13 protein-coding genes are annotated in these 15,732 nt (G+C 73.2%); 3 read left to right on the top strand and 10 right to left on the bottom strand.

Features of this window, described 5'->3' with window-relative positions:
- Positions 1-136 precede the first annotated feature (136 nt).
- From VGI02_RS18710 to VGI02_RS18675, 8 genes are all read right to left on the bottom strand, one after another.
- Positions 137-1,723, bottom strand: coding sequence for a SpoIIE family protein phosphatase (locus VGI02_RS18710; protein ID WP_331629595.1), 1,587 nt, complete (start codon positions 1,721-1,723; stop codon positions 137-139).
- Positions 1,720-3,444: an ATP-binding response regulator gene (locus VGI02_RS18705; RefSeq protein ID WP_331629593.1), complete on the bottom strand. Its 1,725-nt coding sequence runs from the start codon at positions 3,442-3,444 to the stop codon at positions 1,720-1,722. The genes VGI02_RS18710 and VGI02_RS18705 overlap by 4 nt, the downstream gene beginning before the upstream one ends.
- Positions 3,441-4,478 carry an ATP-binding protein gene (locus tag VGI02_RS18700; protein WP_414638314.1) on the bottom strand — a complete coding sequence of 346 codons (1,038 nt, stop codon included), beginning with the start codon at positions 4,476-4,478 and terminating at the stop codon, positions 3,441-3,443. The genes VGI02_RS18705 and VGI02_RS18700 overlap by 4 nt, the downstream gene beginning before the upstream one ends.
- Positions 4,475-4,885 carry an ATP-binding protein gene (locus VGI02_RS18695; RefSeq protein WP_331629588.1) on the bottom strand — a complete coding sequence of 137 codons (411 nt, stop codon included), beginning with the start codon at positions 4,883-4,885 and terminating at the stop codon, positions 4,475-4,477. The genes VGI02_RS18700 and VGI02_RS18695 overlap by 4 nt, the downstream gene beginning before the upstream one ends.
- Positions 4,882-5,322, bottom strand: a complete 441-nt coding sequence (locus VGI02_RS18690) for an STAS domain-containing protein (RefSeq protein ID WP_331629586.1) — start codon at positions 5,320-5,322, stop codon at positions 4,882-4,884. Before VGI02_RS18690 ends, VGI02_RS18695 begins: the two co-directional genes overlap by 4 nt.
- Positions 5,322-6,158, bottom strand: coding sequence for an STAS domain-containing protein (locus VGI02_RS18685; RefSeq protein WP_331629584.1), 837 nt, complete (start codon positions 6,156-6,158; stop codon positions 5,322-5,324). The genes VGI02_RS18690 and VGI02_RS18685 overlap by 1 nt, the downstream gene beginning before the upstream one ends.
- Positions 6,159-6,291: 133 nt before the next feature.
- Positions 6,292-6,624 (bottom strand): GYD domain-containing protein, encoded by a 333-nt coding sequence (locus VGI02_RS18680; RefSeq protein WP_331629582.1) that lies wholly within the window; start codon positions 6,622-6,624, stop codon positions 6,292-6,294.
- A gap of 53 nt (positions 6,625-6,677) precedes the next feature.
- A complete protein-coding gene (locus tag VGI02_RS18675; protein ID WP_331629579.1) occupies positions 6,678-7,700 on the bottom strand; it encodes an NAD(P)-dependent alcohol dehydrogenase in 1,023 nt (340 codons plus the stop codon).
- 113 nt (positions 7,701-7,813) lie between these two features.
- Between VGI02_RS18675 and VGI02_RS18670 the strand changes: the two genes are divergently transcribed.
- Positions 7,814-11,236, top strand: a complete 3,423-nt coding sequence (locus tag VGI02_RS18670) for an ATP-binding protein (RefSeq protein ID WP_331629577.1) — start codon at positions 7,814-7,816, stop codon at positions 11,234-11,236.
- A 30-nt stretch (positions 11,237-11,266) separates the two neighbouring features.
- Here VGI02_RS18670 and VGI02_RS18665 read toward each other — a convergent pair whose 3' ends face one another.
- Complete coding sequence (locus VGI02_RS18665; RefSeq protein ID WP_331629575.1) at positions 11,267-12,628, bottom strand: MFS transporter; 1,362 nt, start codon at positions 12,626-12,628, stop codon at positions 11,267-11,269.
- Positions 12,629-12,775: 147 nt separating this feature from the next.
- Here VGI02_RS18665 and VGI02_RS18660 point away from each other — a divergent pair, with 147 nt between their 5' ends.
- Entirely contained in the window at positions 12,776-14,002 is a 1,227-nt protein-coding gene (locus tag VGI02_RS18660; RefSeq protein ID WP_331629573.1) for a PucR family transcriptional regulator, read from the top strand.
- Positions 14,003-14,336: 334 nt separating this feature from the next.
- Here VGI02_RS18660 and VGI02_RS18655 read toward each other — a convergent pair whose 3' ends face one another.
- Positions 14,337-14,957: a hypothetical protein gene (locus VGI02_RS18655; protein ID WP_331629571.1), complete on the bottom strand. Its 621-nt coding sequence runs from the start codon at positions 14,955-14,957 to the stop codon at positions 14,337-14,339.
- A gap of 90 nt (positions 14,958-15,047) precedes the next feature.
- Here VGI02_RS18655 and VGI02_RS18650 point away from each other — a divergent pair.
- On the top strand, positions 15,048-15,732 hold a 685-nt coding region (locus VGI02_RS18650), incomplete at its 3' end, for a hypothetical protein (RefSeq protein WP_331629569.1).

Below are 15,732 nucleotides of genomic sequence, written 5' to 3'. Positions count from 1 at the left end.
CACGAGGACCTCCAGGGTCGACGGCGTGGGTGCCTTCAGCAGCTCCACACCTCGCCTGGAGGTCCTCCCTACTTCAAGATCATCGACTCTGGCGTGTCCTCGCCGACCACGTCACCAACCTCCGTGGGTGGGACAGCTAGCCGGCGCGATCGATCCTCCGGAGCACGAGCACGGCGACATCGGCGAGCCGGTTCTGCGCGAAACGGGACAGGAGGACGTCGCACCGTTCCTCGGCCGTCGCATCCGGAGGCGCGGTCACCCGCACGTGCTCCAGCTCGGCGTCGAGGTCCGCTCCGGGCGCCTCGACCAGGCCGTCCGTGATCAGGACCAGTGACCACGTCGGCGGGAGCTCCAGCTCCGTCGCGGGCGGGTGGGGACGTCGGAGCCCCACCATGGGGCCTCCGACCAGGAGGTACTCGGAGCCGGCCGGCCCGATGAGCAGCGGCGGCAGGTGGCCGGCGTTGGCGACCGTCAGCCGGTTGTGCTCCTCGTCGAGGAGCAGCAGACAGAGCGTCGCGAACTCGTCGGGGTGGTAGACCCGCAACATTCGCTCGAGACGCTCCAGGATCTCCCGGGGTCCGTGACCGTCGAGGGCGTACGCGCGCAGCGCGTGCCGGAGCTCCACCATGACCGTCGCGGCGTGGACGGAGTGGCCCGCGACGTCCCCGATGGCGGCCAGCAGCCTGCCGTCGCGGAGCTCGACGATCTCGTAGAAGTCGCCACCGATCTCGGTGTTGTCCCCGGCGGGCTCGTACCGGGCGGCGATCTCGACCCCGGGCCGGTCCGGCGGCACGGGCGGCATGAAGCTGCGCTGCAGGGTGAGCGCGAGGTCGTGCTCCTGGGTGTGCAGCCGGAGCGCGTCCAGCGAGAGCGCCGCCGCCTGGCCGAGCTGGGCCAGGAGCTCGGTGTGGGCCGGCTGCAGCGTGGGACGGCGCACGGCGAGCGCCACCGGCAGACTCCCGCGGGAACGGAACACGAACGCGCAGCACATGTCGTTCGCGGTGGCCGGACCGACGACCCGCCAGGGAACGCGGAACGCCCCCGGGGGCGCGAGGGCCTCCGCGACGAGCAGTTCCCGCATGGCCGACGTCGGTCCGTCCGCCCCGTCGAGCCTGCCCCCGCCCGGGGAGGTGGCGGCCCACCTCAGCGCGCCGTCGGCGTCGTGGACGAGCGCGACGGCCTCGGCCCCGACCATCTCGGCGGCACCCACGGCGACCGCCTCGACGACCTGCTCGACGGTGGCACCGGCGTTCATCGCCAACGAGGCCCGGGTGAGCGCGGCGAGCCGCTCGGCCAGCGTCTCGGCCGCGTCCCTGGCCCGGTAGGAGCGCAGGACGGAGTCGACGGTGGCGATCAGTTCCTCGGGCTCGACCGGCTCCACGAGGTACGCGTCGGCGCCGCGGGTCAGTCCCTGCACCCGGTCGGCGCCGCGGACCGATGTCGCCGAGAGGTGGACGACGGGTCGCGTCAGGACCGGGTCGCCCTTGATCATCGCGCAGACGTCGAAGCCACTCATGTCGGGGAGCCCGACGTCGAGGACGACGAGGTCGACGGCCCGCGCGGCCATCGTCTCCAGTGCCTCGGCGCCCGTCCCGACCTCGATCACCTCGTGGCCACGGCGCCGCAACCAGCTCGCGGTGACGTAGCGCCCGGCCACGGTGTCGTCGACGACCAGCACCACTCCGGGCTCGTCGGGCGGCGGCCCGGCCTCCGACTCGGTCATCGAGCACCTTCCGTCAGCTGGGTGGCGATCGCGATCGCGGCGCGGAGCAGCTCGGGAGAGAACTGTTCCTTGTCGATGACCGCCGCGGTGGAGTCGAGCTCGGCCCGCCGGGCGCCGACGGGCACCATCGAGGTCACGACGACCACCGGTATGGCCCGGAGACCGGGATCCCGACGCATCGCGGCGAGCACCGCGGACCCGGTCGGTGGGGGAATCTCCAGGTCCAGCAGGACCAGACCGACCGGACCGGACACGAGGCGACGCAGCGCCGACGCGCCGTCGCCGACCTCCTCCACGCGTTCGGCGATCCCGACGAGGGCGCCGCGCAGCACCGTCCGGAAGGCGGCGTCGTCGTCGACGATCAGCACCGAGGCGAATCGTGCGACGTCTGTCCGCTGCGGGTCGGTCGGGAGCCGCACGACGGCGGAGGTCCCCTCCCCCACCTCGCTGCTCAGCAACAGCTCGCCCCCGAGGATCCCGGCGACCCGCCGGCTGTAGGCGAGTCCGAGCCCGGTACCGCCGCCGCGGACCTGGAGAGGGCCGGGGACCTGGTAGAACTCCTCCTGCACCTTCGAGAGGTGCTCCGGGGGAATGCCGATACCCGTGTCGGTCACCACCAGCTCGACGTGGTCGGCCGTGACGTGCGCCCGACACCGCACCGTCCCCCGCACGGTGAATTTCAGGGCGTTGCTGACGAGATTGCGCAGGACCTGTCCGAGGAGCTCGGGGTCCGTCCGGAACGGCCCCGCCCCGTGCGGCTCGTCGATCAGCAGCTCCACCGTGGGCGTGGTGGCGAGCGGAAGCATCGACGCGCGCAGCTCCTCGAGCACCCGTGTCAGATCCACGAGCTCGAAGCGGGGCTCGAGCCGGCCCGACTCGGCCTTCGCGACGTCGAGGAGGTCGGCGACCATCGCGAGCAGCATCGAGCCCGAGTCCCGGATCAGCTCGACCTGCGTGCGCTGCGCCTCCGTCAGCGGGTCCGACCCGGCGTCGAGCAACAGGCGGGAGAGTCCGAGGACGGAGTTCAACGGCGTGCGGAGCTCGTGGCCGACGCTCGCCCAGAAACGGGTCTTGCTCTCGCTGGCCTCCTGTAGCCGTGCCGTGGCGTCGTTCAGTTCGGCGTAGAGCGCGACCACACCGCGGTTGGTCTCCTCCAGCTCGAGGTTGGCCCGCTCCAGCTCCTCCTGACGCAACCGCAGGCTGTCCATGGCGTCGGCGAGGTCCTGATCCTGGCTGTGCAGCACCTCGAGGGCGGTGTCGGCCCGCTTGGCCGCCTCGGCGGTCCGTAGTTCGACCAGACGTGCTGCCGTCACCGACGGGCCGCCCGGCGGGAGGGTCTTCGTCAGGGTCACGGTGCCCCCGTCGGCACGGCCGACGAGGTGGCAGGTGTCCATCAGACGGGCGGCCGCGGCAACCCCCTCGACCGAGCTCGGATCCGATGCCGCGAACGCTCCCCCGAGCCGTCCCGTCCACTCCGCCTCGACGACCAGGGCCGGTATCGACCCGCCGGCGAGGGAGAGCACCAGGAAGCACGGCTGCTCCAGGCGGACGAGCTCGCGGCTGAGCTCGCTCACCGCGGCGCCCACCCGCACCTGGTCCTGGCGCACGAGCCCGACGGACGCGCCGAGCTCACGGGCCGTCTGCCGCGCGACGAAGACGTCCTCGTCCTGGGAGACCCGCAATCGCGCCAGCTCGCCATGGGCCCGCGCCGGCCCGGTCATCCCCCGACCCGCCCGACCAGGACCGCGGCGTCGTCATGCCGGACGCCCGCGTCCCGCAGCAACGTGGCCGCGAGCAGCAGCGGCGAATGGTCCTCCACGCCCAGCAGCACCGACGCGTCCCATCCGGTGCGGACGCCGTCCGAGGTCAGGACGACGACGGCACCGGGCAGCATCGGATAGGTGAAGGTGCGGATGGTCGGTGCGCGGTAGCCCGCGACACCCCCGATCGACACCATGCTGCGCCGCCCGCCGTCCCGGAGAACCGCTCCCGCGATGTTGCCCACGCCGACGAAGCGGACCGTCTGCTTCTCGGGATCCAGCTCCGCGACGGCGACCGCCCCGCCACGGGTGCCGGTCAACGCGGCGTGGATGCGACGCACCGCGTCCTCCGGGGGCGACGGGAAGTGGTCGTCGTCCAGGAAGGACCGGACGGCCGCCTGCGACGCCGCTGCCGCGAGCGGGCCGTGGCCGGAACCGTCGCAGAGCATCAGCAGGAGCTTCGATCCGTCGGTGCGCACCGCGTGGGCGTCGCCGCACACCTGCTCCCCCGACAGCGGGCGGGTGATGCCCGCCGCGTCCGCGTCGGGTGGTTCGACGGCGGCCCCGGTCCCGCGGCCGCGCGGCCCGAACCGCGCGACGAGCACGGTCCCGCGACCCGGCGACGAGCTGATCTCGAGGGAGTCCGCCAGCCGATCGATGGCCCCCAGGCCGATGCCGAGACCGCCCGCGGTCGAGCTCCCGTCCTGACGCGCCGCGCGCATGTCGGTGATGCCGACGCCCGAGTCGATCGCCACCACCTCGACGGCCGCCACCGACACGGTGCGCGTCGCGCGCAGCAGGACCGCTCCGCCACCACCGTGCCGGTGGACGTTGGTGGCGATCTCGGTGACCGCCAGACCGACGTCGGCCACCCGCCCCTCCGGCAGGCCGAGCCGGTCGGCCAGCTCCTCCGCGGCCCGGCGCGCCGCCCCGACGCTGCTCGGCTCGTCCAGGCCGAGCCAGGCGACGTCCTCGACGCCCGGCCATCCGCTCACCGGCTCCATTTCACGACCGTCACGGTCGTGCCGCGCAGTGGGGCGGTGTCGAGGTGGAACTCGTCGACGAGCCGACGGCTGCCGCCGAGACCGAGCCCCAGACCCGTTCCGGTCGTGTAGCCGTCGGTCATGGCCAGCGCCACGTCCGCGATGCCCGGACCCTGGTCCGAGAACACGGCGCGGACCCCGGTCCGGCCGCCGGCCTGGATGAGCTCGACGCGCGCGGTCCCCGAGGCACCGTGGACCAGCGCGTTGCGCGCCAGTTCGCTCGCGGCCGTCACCAGCTTCGTCTGGTCCACGAGGGAGAGGCGGGCGGTCTGGGCCACCTCGCGGACCAACCGGCGGGCCCGGACCACGTCGTCCCCCGAACGGATCGCGACCTCCTCCGCGGGGGTCGGCGGCGTCATGGCCCCGGAGGAGCAGGGAGGCTGCTGCTGCCGTCGCCGGCCGATGCGGCGCCTCCGAAGTCCGCGGGGCGTGGTTGCCGCGCGGCGGCCAGCCGGGCCAGGACCTCGAGGCCCTTCTCCAGGTCCAGGGCGGTCCGTACCCCCTCCAGGGTCAGACCGAGCTCGACGAGCGTGATCGCCACCGCGGGCCGCATCCCGACGACGATCGTGTCCGCGTCGAGCACGCGCGACAACGCCGCGATCGAGGCGAACATCCGGCCGGTGAACGAGTCGACGATCTCGAGGGCCGAGATGTCGATGACGACGCCGCGAGCCGACGTGGCCACGATCTTCGCGGCCAGGTCCTCCTGCAACGAGACCACCGTGTCGTCCTGGAGGTCCGTCTGGACCGAGACGAGGAGCGACTCGCCCAGCGAGAGGATCGGAATCCGGTCCATCAGGTGCCCCGTGTCCGGCTGACCTCGATCCCCCGGCCGCGCAGCGCGTGCAGCAGCGCGTCGGCCAGGGTGGCCTTGGTCGGGATGTCGTTGAACTGGATCCCGAGCGCGACGATCGTCTGCGCGATCTGCGGCCGGATCCCGGAGATCGTGCACTCCGCACCCATCAACCGGGCGGCGATCACCGTCTTGAGCAGGTGCTGGGCCACCTCGGTGTCCACGGCGGGGACCCCGGTGATGTCGATGATCGCGTGCTCGGAGCCCGTGTCGACCAGCGTCTCCAGCAGCTTCTCCATGACGATCTGCGTGCGCGCGGAGTCCAACGTGCCGATCAACGGGACGGCCAGGACCCCGTCCCAGAGCTTCACCACCGGAGTGGTCAGTTCGAGCAGCTGCTCGCTCTGTTCCCGGATCACTTCCTCGCGGGCCTGGCTGTAGGTCTCGAAGGTGAGCGTGCCGAGCTCGTCCACCCACCGCGACACCGCGGCCACGGTCGCCCGGGAATCAGCCTCCCAGTCGATGAGCCCGAACAACGGCTCCCGCAGGGCGAACATCTCGGTGGCGGTCTCGCCCGGGGCGAAGCCGCGTCGTGCCCGGTCACGCGACATATCGCTGAGCAGGGCCCGGACCCCGGCGTACGGGGCCGCCCGGACGTCCAGGCCCGCCTCGCGGAGAGCCGTGATCAACGCGGCGAGCAGCTCCGCGAAGGTCCGGCTCAGCTCCGGCCCGGTCGCCCGCCCGTGCAGGGCCTGCTGCGTGGCGCCGACCCACGACCGAAGCACCTGCTGCTCGTTCTCCTGCAGCAACGCATGGACGCGCTGTGCGTCGTCGGTCATCTTCCACCCCTCGCGCCGGATCGAGCCACCGCACCCTAGCCGCACCGGTGCGGCCATCGGCCCGGGTCACGGGCGGGAGTGTCAGAGGTGGAGGGCGGCCGGCGGGCGATCGGAGCCCGAGAACGTCGACAGATCAGTCGCCGGGCGGCCGATAATGTCCGCGGGCAGAATCGGCCGTTCGCAGGACGGCGGGCAGGTCCCCGGCCTCGATGAGTTGTCCGGTCTGGACCGCACTGAATGCGCCGGTGCTGGTGACTGCTAATGCCAGCGCCGCAGCCGACTCCGCATCCGGTGCATCGAAGAGAACGAACCCGTCCTTCTCACCCAGCATGAAGTAGAGCCCGTGCAGCGTGCCTCCGACGCCCGCGACCAGCGAACTCACGGCAGGCGTGCGGTCACTGGGATCGGCGAGCATCTTGGCCCAGGTGTCCGGAGTGTAGGAAAAGAACATCGCAAAGTTCGACATGAGGCCTCCATACCTCGATCCATCAGCCACCAGAGGAGTGGCCTGTTCTCTGCTCAGGGCACCAGGACGGCGCGGCCGTGCATGCGGCCCAGCTGCAGGTCGTCGAGCGCGTCGGCGAATGCCTCGAGGGGATAGGCCCGGGTCCGCACCTGCACACCGCCACCGGCGGCCAGCGCCATGAGTTCGCGGAGGTCGTCGTGGGTCCCGACCGCGTTGCCCACCACGCTGATCTCCGGCAGCACCAGGTGCAGGGTCGGAATGGTGAGCGTGCCGCCGTAGCCGACGACGAAGTAGGTGCCGCGGGCCCGCACCATGGACAGCGCGGTACCGACCGCGTCGCCCTCGCCCACGAAGTCGATCACCGCATCGGCCCCGGCGCCGCCGGTCAGGGACTGCACACGCTCCACCGGCTGGTCGCCTACGAGGTGGTGCGCTCCACAGTCCGATGCCAGCTTGAGCGCGTCCGGGTCGGGGTCGACCGCGATGATCTCCGCGGCCGTGAGGGCGCCGAGGCACTGCACGGCGATGTGCCCGAGTCCGCCGACGCCCTGGACGACCACACGGGTTCCCGGCCCGAGCAGCGGGATCGCCTTGCGGACCACGTGCATCACGGTCAGGCCCGCGTCGGCGTGCGGTGCGACCTCGGCCGGTTCGAGGCCGGGCTCGAGGGGCAGCACCCCGCGGTCCGTGGTCTTGAGGAACTCGGCGAAGCCGCCGTCGCGGTTGAGGCCGGTGAAGTCGAGGCCCCGCTCGCAGCGCATGTCGTCGCCCACCCGGCAGGCGGGGCAGCGGCCGCAGCTGAGCTGCGGATGGCAGATCACCGGGTCGCCGACGCCGACGGTGTCCACCGCCGAGCCCACCTCGTGGACCCAGCCGCTGTTCTCGTGGCCCAGGGTGAAGGGAAGCTCGACGGGAACCAGCGGGGCGAACCAGCCCTGTTGGATGTGCAGGTCGGTCCGGCAGACCCCCGCGCCGCCGACGCGCACGATCACGTCGTGCGGACCCGTCACGACCGGCTCGGGGACCTCCTCGAGCACCGGGCGCTCGTCGTAGACGTGCAGGCGGACGGCCTTCATGGTTCCTCCCGGGAGCAACGGGCGCCCAGCGTGCGGCCGCCCGGTCGCGGTCCGGTCGCACGCGAGTCGCACGAACCTGGACAGGCCCTGCCGCGGCCGGTGAAGCTGGGCGGATGTCGGTCGCGCTACGGCTGCTCGGCCCGCTCGAGCTCGTCGGTTGCACCGGGACCGTCCGACTCGGCGGTGCCAAGGAGCGATGCCTGCTGACCGCTCTCGCGATCCGTGCCGGTGAGGTCGTGTCCGAGGACCGGCTGGTCGACGCCCTGTGGGAGGACGTACCTCCGCGCACCGCGACCAAGACCCTGCAGAACCATGTGCTGCGGCTTCGCCGCCTCGTCGCCGGATGCGACGCCACGATCATCACCCGACCCCCCGGCTACCTGCTCGAGATCGGCTCGACCGACGGCGCCCTGGCGGAGACGCTGATCGCCGAAGCCCGCCGGGCGGCCGACCGCGACGACCACACGGCGGCGCTGGCCGGGAACGACGAGGCGTTGACGCTGTGGCGGGGACCGGCCCTGGCCGAGTTCGCCGAGCGCCCCTTCGCCCGCGACGAGGCCGCCCGGCTCGACGAGCTCCGGGAGACGGCGAACGACGGCCGGATCGCGTCACTGCTGGGGCTGGGCCGCAACGGCGAGGCGATCCTGGCCGGGGAGGCCCTGGTGAACAGCCGGCCGCTGCGCGAGCGACGGTGGATCCAGCTGATGCTGGCCCTCTACCGCGCGGGCCGACAGGCCGAGGCGCTCGAGTGCTACCGGCGGATGCGGCTGGTGCTGGCCGATCAGCTGGGTGTCGACCCGGGGCCCGAGGCCCGGCGGTTGGAGTCCGCGATCCTCGCCCAGGACCCGTCGCTCACGCTGCCTCCCGCCGCCCCGACCACGAGGACCTCCGCCGGGGCGACGCCCTGCTTCGGCCGGGATCGGGAGCTGGGCGCGTTGCTCGGGCAGGTCGACACCGCTGCCGCGGGACGCGGAGGCGTTGCCCTGGTGCGCGGCGACGCCGGCGTGGGCAAGACGCATCTGCTCGCCGAACTGGCGGAACGGGCACGCGCCCGGGGAGCCCATGTGCTGTCGGGTCGGTGTATCGAGGGCGCCGGCGCCGCGCCGTTCCAGCCCTTCGCCGAGGCGCTCGAGGCACACTTCGACGGCACCGACGTCCCGCCGGCCGTGGCAGCCCTCGAGATGCTGTTGATCCGCACCAGGCGGACGCCGTCGACGGAGCCGGGCCCGGCGCTGCAGCCGGACGAGGTGCGGCTGCGCCTGCTCGACGGCGTCGCGCGGTTCGTCGCCGACCTCGCGCGGACCGCGGCGGTCGTGCTGCTCCTCGACGACCTCCACTGGGCCGACGACGGCACCGTCGCCATGGTGCGTCACGCCGCACGGAGCACCGTGAAGCATCGGGTGCTGGTGGTCGGCGCCTTCCGGGACGGCGAGATCGGCGAGGCGCACCCGTTGAGCGACGCGCTCGGCGCCCTGCGCAGTGACGCCGAGTGCACGACGCTGCGCCTCGCCGGGATCGATCGCCACGCCGTCGAGGGCCTCCTCTCCGCCACGGTCGGGGCACCGGTTGCCGACGACGTCGTCGCGGCGGTGTCGGACGAGACCGGCGGCAACCCGTTCTTCGCACGCGAGATCGTTCGCCAGCTGCACGAGGACGGGCAGCTGGCCCCCGGCGCCGACGGTCGGCTGCGCACGGAGCTCCCGTTGTCGGCCGTGCCCGACGGAGTCCGCGAGGTGATCAGCCGTCGTCGGCGTCGATTGACCGCCGCGGCCAACCGTCTGCTCGACGCCGCCTCGGCGATCGACGGACCCTTCCCGTTCGACCCGATCCGACAGGTCGCGCGTCTGGTCGACGACGAAGGGCTCAGCGCGCTCGACGACGTGCTCGCCGCCGGACTGGCCGTGGCAGACACGGTCCCGGACCGCTACACCTTCACTCACGCTCTGATCCGGCACGCCGTGTACCGCGAGCTCAACCCCTCACGTCGCCTCCGCCTGCACCGCGACGTCGCGGCCGCCCTCGCGGACGCCCGCGCCGACGGCGCCGTCGTGGGGGCGGCCGAGATCGCGGTGCAGTACCACCGGGCCGCAGCTCTCCCGGCGGCGCAGGCCGGTGCCCCGTTCGCCCTGGAGGCCGCGGACCGCGCCGCGGCCGCGGGCGCGCACGACGAGCAGGCGGCCATGCTCGAGCTCGCCGTCGACCTGATGAGCCCCGACGACCCCCGACGAGCGGCAGCGCTTCGCCGCCGCGCGACGGCACTGGCCTGGGCGATGCGCTTCGACCTCGCCGTGGAGTCCGCGAAGATCGCGGCCGCCGACGGCCCCCGCCCGGCCGTCCTCGCCGAGGTGGCCGGCGTGCTGGCGATGGCCGGCAGCGGGCGGCACGCGCGGCTGCTCGCGGCCGACGGACTGCGCCACATCCACCATCCCGACTCCGAGGACCGGATCAGCTGGGCGACGCTCACCCTGCTGGACCTGGACCGACGGGAGGCGGCCGACCCGCAGCACCCCGGTATGCCCCTCGACGTGCCCGGCCGGCGCGAGGCACTGCGCGTCCTCCACGAGTCGGGCCGGCTGGCCGGCCGGGGAGACCTCGCCCGCTACGCGCTGGCCGCCGTGCACGGCCGTCGCGAGCGCGTCCCGCCCGGGGCGGCCGAGGACCCGACGGTCGCGGCGTTCCTGCTCGGTGACTACGACGGCGCGGTGCCCGTCTTCCATCGTTTCGCCGACGCCGCCGAGGCGCGCGGTCAGCTCGCCTGGGCGGTCTACTGCCGGGCAGGGCAGGCCCGCTGCCAGATCGCCCTCGGCGAGCTGACCGCGGGCACCGAGTCCCTCGAGCGCGTCCGGGAGCTGGTCGCCCGGGTGCCGGATCTGGAACGGGGATGGCAGCTGCTCCACCACCAGGGCGCCGAGGACGCGCTGGTGATGACCCTCGACGACGGCTGGTCGCGGCGCCGCGCGGAGTTCGCCCCGTGGCTGAGATCGGGTCAGGACCGGCACTGGGGCAGCGCGGCGATCACGAGCATCGGAGCTCGGATCGAGGCCAGGATGGGGAACACCGAGAGCGCGATGTCGCTGTTGGCCGCGCCGGTCCGGGCCTTGCGGGCAGCCCCGGCCTGGGCCCCGAACTACTGCCGGATGGCGTGCGAGGTGGCCGAGACACTGTGGCTGCTCGACCGCCGCGACCATCTCGCCGTGGTCCGGACCGCGCTGCGGGACAAGGCGCTGCCGGCCGATTTCCGCTTCCCGATGACCGACGGCCGGCTCGCGATGGCCCGGCTCTGCGTGCTGTCCGGCGATCTCGACCAGGCCTTCGGGTGGTTCGACGCTGCTCGCGCCGTGCTCGATGCCCAGGGCGCTCGCCCACTGCGGGCCGTGGTCGATCACGATCAGGCCCTCGCGCACCTGCGCGCCGGGGAGCCGCAGATGGCCGCGCCCTACGTCTCGGCCGCGAGCGCAGCCTTCGAGCAGCTGGGGATGCCCGGGTGGACCCGGCGGCTCGCGTGTGCCGCCGGGTTGCGACCCGCCCGCGGGTGACGGTGTGAGGACAGGAGCCCGGCCACTCCGTCAGCCGGCGGAGTCGTGGACCTCCGCCCCCTGCTGGGGCGTGGCGGTGTCCCGGCCCCGCGGTCGGTACGTCTCCTGCAGCAGCCAGGCCGAGACCGCCGTGACGATCCCCATCGCCAGCAGGTACAGCGACGTCGACGCCGAGGTGCCGGTCGCCTGGTAGAGCGCGACGGCGACGAGCGGGGCGAGCCCGCCGCCGAGCACCGCGCCGATCTGGTAGCCCAGCGATGCCCCCGAATAGCGCACTTCGGCGCTGAACAGTTCGGCGAACAGCGCCGCCTGCGGGCCGTACATCGCGGAATTGGCGATCCCGCCGAGGAGCAGCCCCAGGAAGATCAGGAACATCGAACGGGTGTCGATCAACCAGAACACCGGGAACGCGACCAGCACGGTGCCGATCGCTCCCGCGAGGTACACCGGTCTGCGCCCGATCCGATCGGAGAGCAGCGCGAACAGCGGGATCAGCGCGAGGTTGACCGCACTCGAGCCGAGGATGCCGACGAGCATCGTCGACTCCGGCAGGTGGAGCACCTTCGTGCCGTACGACAGCGCATAGATGATGTAGAGGTAGAAGCCACCGTTCACCGCGACGAACGAGCCCGCGGCCAGCACCACCTGCCTCGGATGGGAGCGCAGCACCTCGAGGACCGGCGACCGCCGCTGCGTGGCTCCCTCCTGCTGCACCTGCTTGAACGCCGGCGTGTCCTCGAGTCGCAGCTGGGCGTAGAGGGCGACGCCGATGAGCAGCACCGACATCAGGAACGGCACGCGCCAGCCCCATTCGACGAACGCCTCCTCACCGAGCCCGGCCTCGAGGCCGAGGAAGATCCCGTTCGACAGGATCACGGCGATGGGGACGCCGAGCTGGGGGAAGCTGCCGTAGTAGCCCTTCCGGTTCGGCGGGGCGTTCTCGGTGGCGATGAGGACGGCGCCGCCCCACTGACCCCCGACGGCGAGGCCCTGCAGGATCCGCAGCAGGAACAGCAGCACCGGCGCGGCGACCCCGATCGTCGCGTAGCTGGGCAGCAGGCCCACCAGCGTCGTCGACGCACCCATGAGGAACAGCGCCGAGACGAGCGCCTTCTTCCGGCCGATGCGGTCGCCGAAATGGCCCCAGATGATGCCGCCGACCGGCCGGGCGATGAATCCGACCGCGAACGAGCTGAACGCGGCCAGTGTTCCGAGGAACGGGTCGGCGTTCGGGAAGAACGCCGTGTTCAGGACCAGCGCGGCGGCGGTCCCGTAGATGAAGAAGTCGTACCACTCGATCGTCGAGCCCAGCAGGCTCACCAGCGAGGTCCGGCGTACCTCCCGACGGTCGAACGCCGTCGTGGACCCGGTTCCCGCCCCCGTGGTTGCCATGTCCGGTTCCTTCCTCTCGTGACGCCGCGGGCCCTATGGGTCGATCGCGACCCGCCCAGCCTCGTCGGAGGACCCCGCCGGCGGTATGGGCACTGAGCACAACATGTGACGTGGACCGCACAGCGCGTTGCACGGCATGCTGCGGTGGTGGCCATCCCGACCGTCCCCACCGAGTCCGCCGGGGAGACGCTGACGGTGCTGTGCCGCGCGCTGCGGGAGGAGGTCGACGATCTCGCCGACCGACTGACCGCGCGGATCCTCGAGCGGGAGGACGTCTACGACGTGCTCGGCGTGCCGGTACGCGACGACCTCCGCGCGACGTGCCGGGCGAGCCTCGAACGGCTCCTCACCCAGCTGGCCGGCGACCTCCCGCCCGGCGCCGCCGCGGCGGCGCTCACCGTCGACACCGGACGCCGCCGCGCCCGTCAGGGTGTGCCGCTCGAGGTGGTGCTGCGGGCCTACCGACAGTGCGGGCGGCTGGTGTGGGAGCGGATGCGCGAGGTCTCGCGCACCCGGTTCGGCGGCGTGCACGACGCGGCGCTGCTGATCGCCGCCGACGACGTGTGGCGGATCCTCGACGCCAGCTCCGACCGCCTGGTCGACGCCTACCGCCGCGAGGAGACCCGCCTGCGCGGGCTCGAGCTGGGCCGGCGCTGGGCGGTGTTCGAGGGCCTGCTCGCCGGCCGGGGGCACGAGCCTGCCGTGGCCCGCGACGCCGCCCGCCTGCTCGACGTCCCCGAGAACGCCGAGCTGGTCTGCGTCGTCGCCTCGACCGGCGAGCCCGACGACGACCCGCTCCCGGCGCCGTCCGAGGTGCTCACGAAGATCGCCCCGTCGCTCTGGCACGCCCGCTCCGCGGAGGTCGTCGGCGTGGTCGTGCTCCCGGAGGACCCGGCTGTCGCCCTCCGGGCGGTGATCGACGCGCTCGGCCGCGCGGCGTCGGGCCCGGTGGGGGTGTCGCCGCCCGTGCGCGGTCTGGCCCGCCTCGACGTCGCCCACCGGTGGGCGCGCCTGGCCGCGCGCACCCTGCCGACCGGCGTGGGCACGGTGGCCGGCCTCGACGACCGCCTCCCCGAGGCGCTCCTCGCCGAGGCACCGGACCTCGTGCCCCGGCTGCGGCGCGCCGCCCTCGGCGGCCTGCTCGACCTGCCGGCGTCCGAGCGCCAGACCATGCTCGACACGCTGCGCGCGGTGCTCGACGCCGACGGCTCGCCGTCCCGTGCGGCGAGCCTCCTCTACTGCCACCGCAACACGGTGATGTACCGGCTCACCCGCCTCGAGTCCCTCACCGGCCGGCGTCTCACCGACGCCCGCGACCGCCTCCTGCTCGGCCTGGCCCTCGTCGCCCCGATCGACGACCCGACCGAGGGCTGACCGTTCGCGGCACTCTCCGGCGGCGGCAGGACATGTCGACGACGCATTTCCCCTGGACGCCGCGCCGGGCGGTGGTACTGTTCCCGCCCCCCGACAGGGGGGTCTCCGCCCGGAACCTGCCGGACGCCGTTCCCTGGAGGAATGCCATGCGCCGTGGTGTCTCGTTCGGAGGCATTCTCTGGCTGATCATCGGTTTGGTGGTCGCCCTCTCGAACGGCTACGGGATCACGAACATCTCCAGCCTGGTCTCGTTCCTGCTGGCGTTGTTCCTCTGGCCTCTGGTGTTGCTGGGTGTGAGCCTGCACCTGCAGTTCTGACCCGCCCCGACGCCGGGTCATCGGGTGGCGTAGGCGGCCCGCGCGAGGGCGGCGAAGAGCAGCATCCAGACACCGATCGCGATCCGGCCCGCGATGTCGGGCCCGACGAGGGCCGGGATGAGCGCCACGAACACGAAGGCCCCGGTGGCGAGCACGATCCAGCGGCTCCAGCCGGCGAGGACACCGGATCGGGCGATCCCGATCCCCCCGACGACGAGCGCGATCCCCGTGATCACCGTGGGGATGCCGTAGAGCGAGCTCACCAGCTCCGCCCGGGGATCGTCGGCCGCGGCGTCCGCCACGGTGATGGCGAACAGCTCCATGAGCGTCAGCAGCGCGAGCCCCACGGCGGCGCCGAGCAGTCCGTACCGGCCGAGCCGCGACGTGCGGACCACCCCAGCGAGGGCGAGAACGCCGATGATCAACGTGACGTGCTGCGCCGCGAACGTCACTTCGGCGATCGAGTACACCCCGGGCGTGAAGGGGTAGCTGAAGCGGAACGCGTCCGCGGGGTCCGCCACGAGAAGCGCGATGAGGACGACGGCGGCCTGGACGGCGCCCACGATTCCGCCCCAGAAACCGATACGCCCACCGAGCTCCGCAGGATGAGCGACGAGTTCGCTCTGATCGATCGCCATGTCCGGTGAGGTTAAGGACGATCCGCCGATCGGACATCGGGGCGAACACTCATCTTGGGCCCACTCACCGCCGTCCCTATGCTCGGACGGGTGGAGGCTCCACGGGCCGGACGGGCGGACGCACCGGAGTCGCGCACTCCGAGCGGAGCTGCGGCACCCTCGGCCGACCCGGACGCGGCGGAGCTCCTGGCACGCGCCCGTCGCCACGCGCGGCACGGACGCCTGCAGGAGGCGTGGGCCGCGTGCCAGGACGCGGCGGACCGCGCCCGGGCGGCCGGGGACGTCGCAGGCCTGGCGGCGGCGGCGACCGCGCTGACCGGGGCGGCGCGGACCCCGATCGCGGGCGAGGTCCATCGGTTGTGTCTCGAGGCGCTCGCCGCGTGGGACGGCCGCGACGGCGATGTCGAGCGGATGTTGCGAGCCCAGCTGGAAGCGACCCGCAGCCCGTGGGGCCGCACGACGCCGGACGCCGCGGCGGTGCCCGACCCGGCCGCCCGCTTCCTGGAGCTGCTCGCCGAGCACGAGGAACGCACCCACGTGGACCACGTCGAGCGCCGGCTCGCACTCGGCGACGACGCGGTCGCGCTCGGCCACGCGTGCGGCTCGGGAGAGTTCGTCGCCTCCGGACTCATGTGGCGGATGACCGCGCTGGCGCAGCTGGGGCGCCGTGTCGAGCTCGAGGCCGACCTGACCGCGCTCACCGACACCGTCGCGCCGATGCGCGACGCAACGTGGTCGGTGCGCCTCGAGCTCATCCGGGCCGCGCTACGCCTGG

It is taken from the genome of Actinomycetospora sp. (assembly GCF_036497245.1).
GTDB lineage: Bacteria > Actinomycetota > Actinomycetes > Mycobacteriales > Pseudonocardiaceae > Actinomycetospora.
This window is presented reverse-complemented; position numbering and strand designations above follow the sequence as displayed.

Coding starts and splice junctions, on each gene's coding strand:
- VGI02_RS18685 (WP_331629584.1), bottom strand. CDS start 6,158: ATGACCGACGACGCACAGCGCGTCCATGCGTTGCTGCAGGAGAACGAG.
- VGI02_RS18705 (WP_331629593.1), bottom strand. CDS start 3,444: ATGACCGGGCCGGCGCGGGCCCATGGCGAGCTGGCGCGATTGCGGGTC.
- VGI02_RS18675 (WP_331629579.1), bottom strand. CDS start 7,700: ATGAAGGCCGTCCGCCTGCACGTCTACGACGAGCGCCCGGTGCTCGAG.
- VGI02_RS18680 (WP_331629582.1), bottom strand. CDS start 6,624: ATGTCGAACTTTGCGATGTTCTTTTCCTACACTCCGGACACCTGGGCC.
- VGI02_RS18655 (WP_331629571.1), bottom strand. CDS start 14,957: ATGGCGATCGATCAGAGCGAACTCGTCGCTCATCCTGCGGAGCTCGGT.
- VGI02_RS18690 (WP_331629586.1), bottom strand. CDS start 5,322: ATGGACCGGATTCCGATCCTCTCGCTGGGCGAGTCGCTCCTCGTCTCG.
- VGI02_RS18710 (WP_331629595.1), bottom strand. CDS start 1,723: ATGACCGAGTCGGAGGCCGGGCCGCCGCCCGACGAGCCCGGAGTGGTG.
- VGI02_RS18670 (WP_331629577.1), top strand. CDS start 7,814: ATGTCGGTCGCGCTACGGCTGCTCGGCCCGCTCGAGCTCGTCGGTTGC.
- VGI02_RS18665 (WP_331629575.1), bottom strand. CDS start 12,628: ATGGCAACCACGGGGGCGGGAACCGGGTCCACGACGGCGTTCGACCGT.
- VGI02_RS18695 (WP_331629588.1), bottom strand. CDS start 4,885: ATGACGCCGCCGACCCCCGCGGAGGAGGTCGCGATCCGTTCGGGGGAC.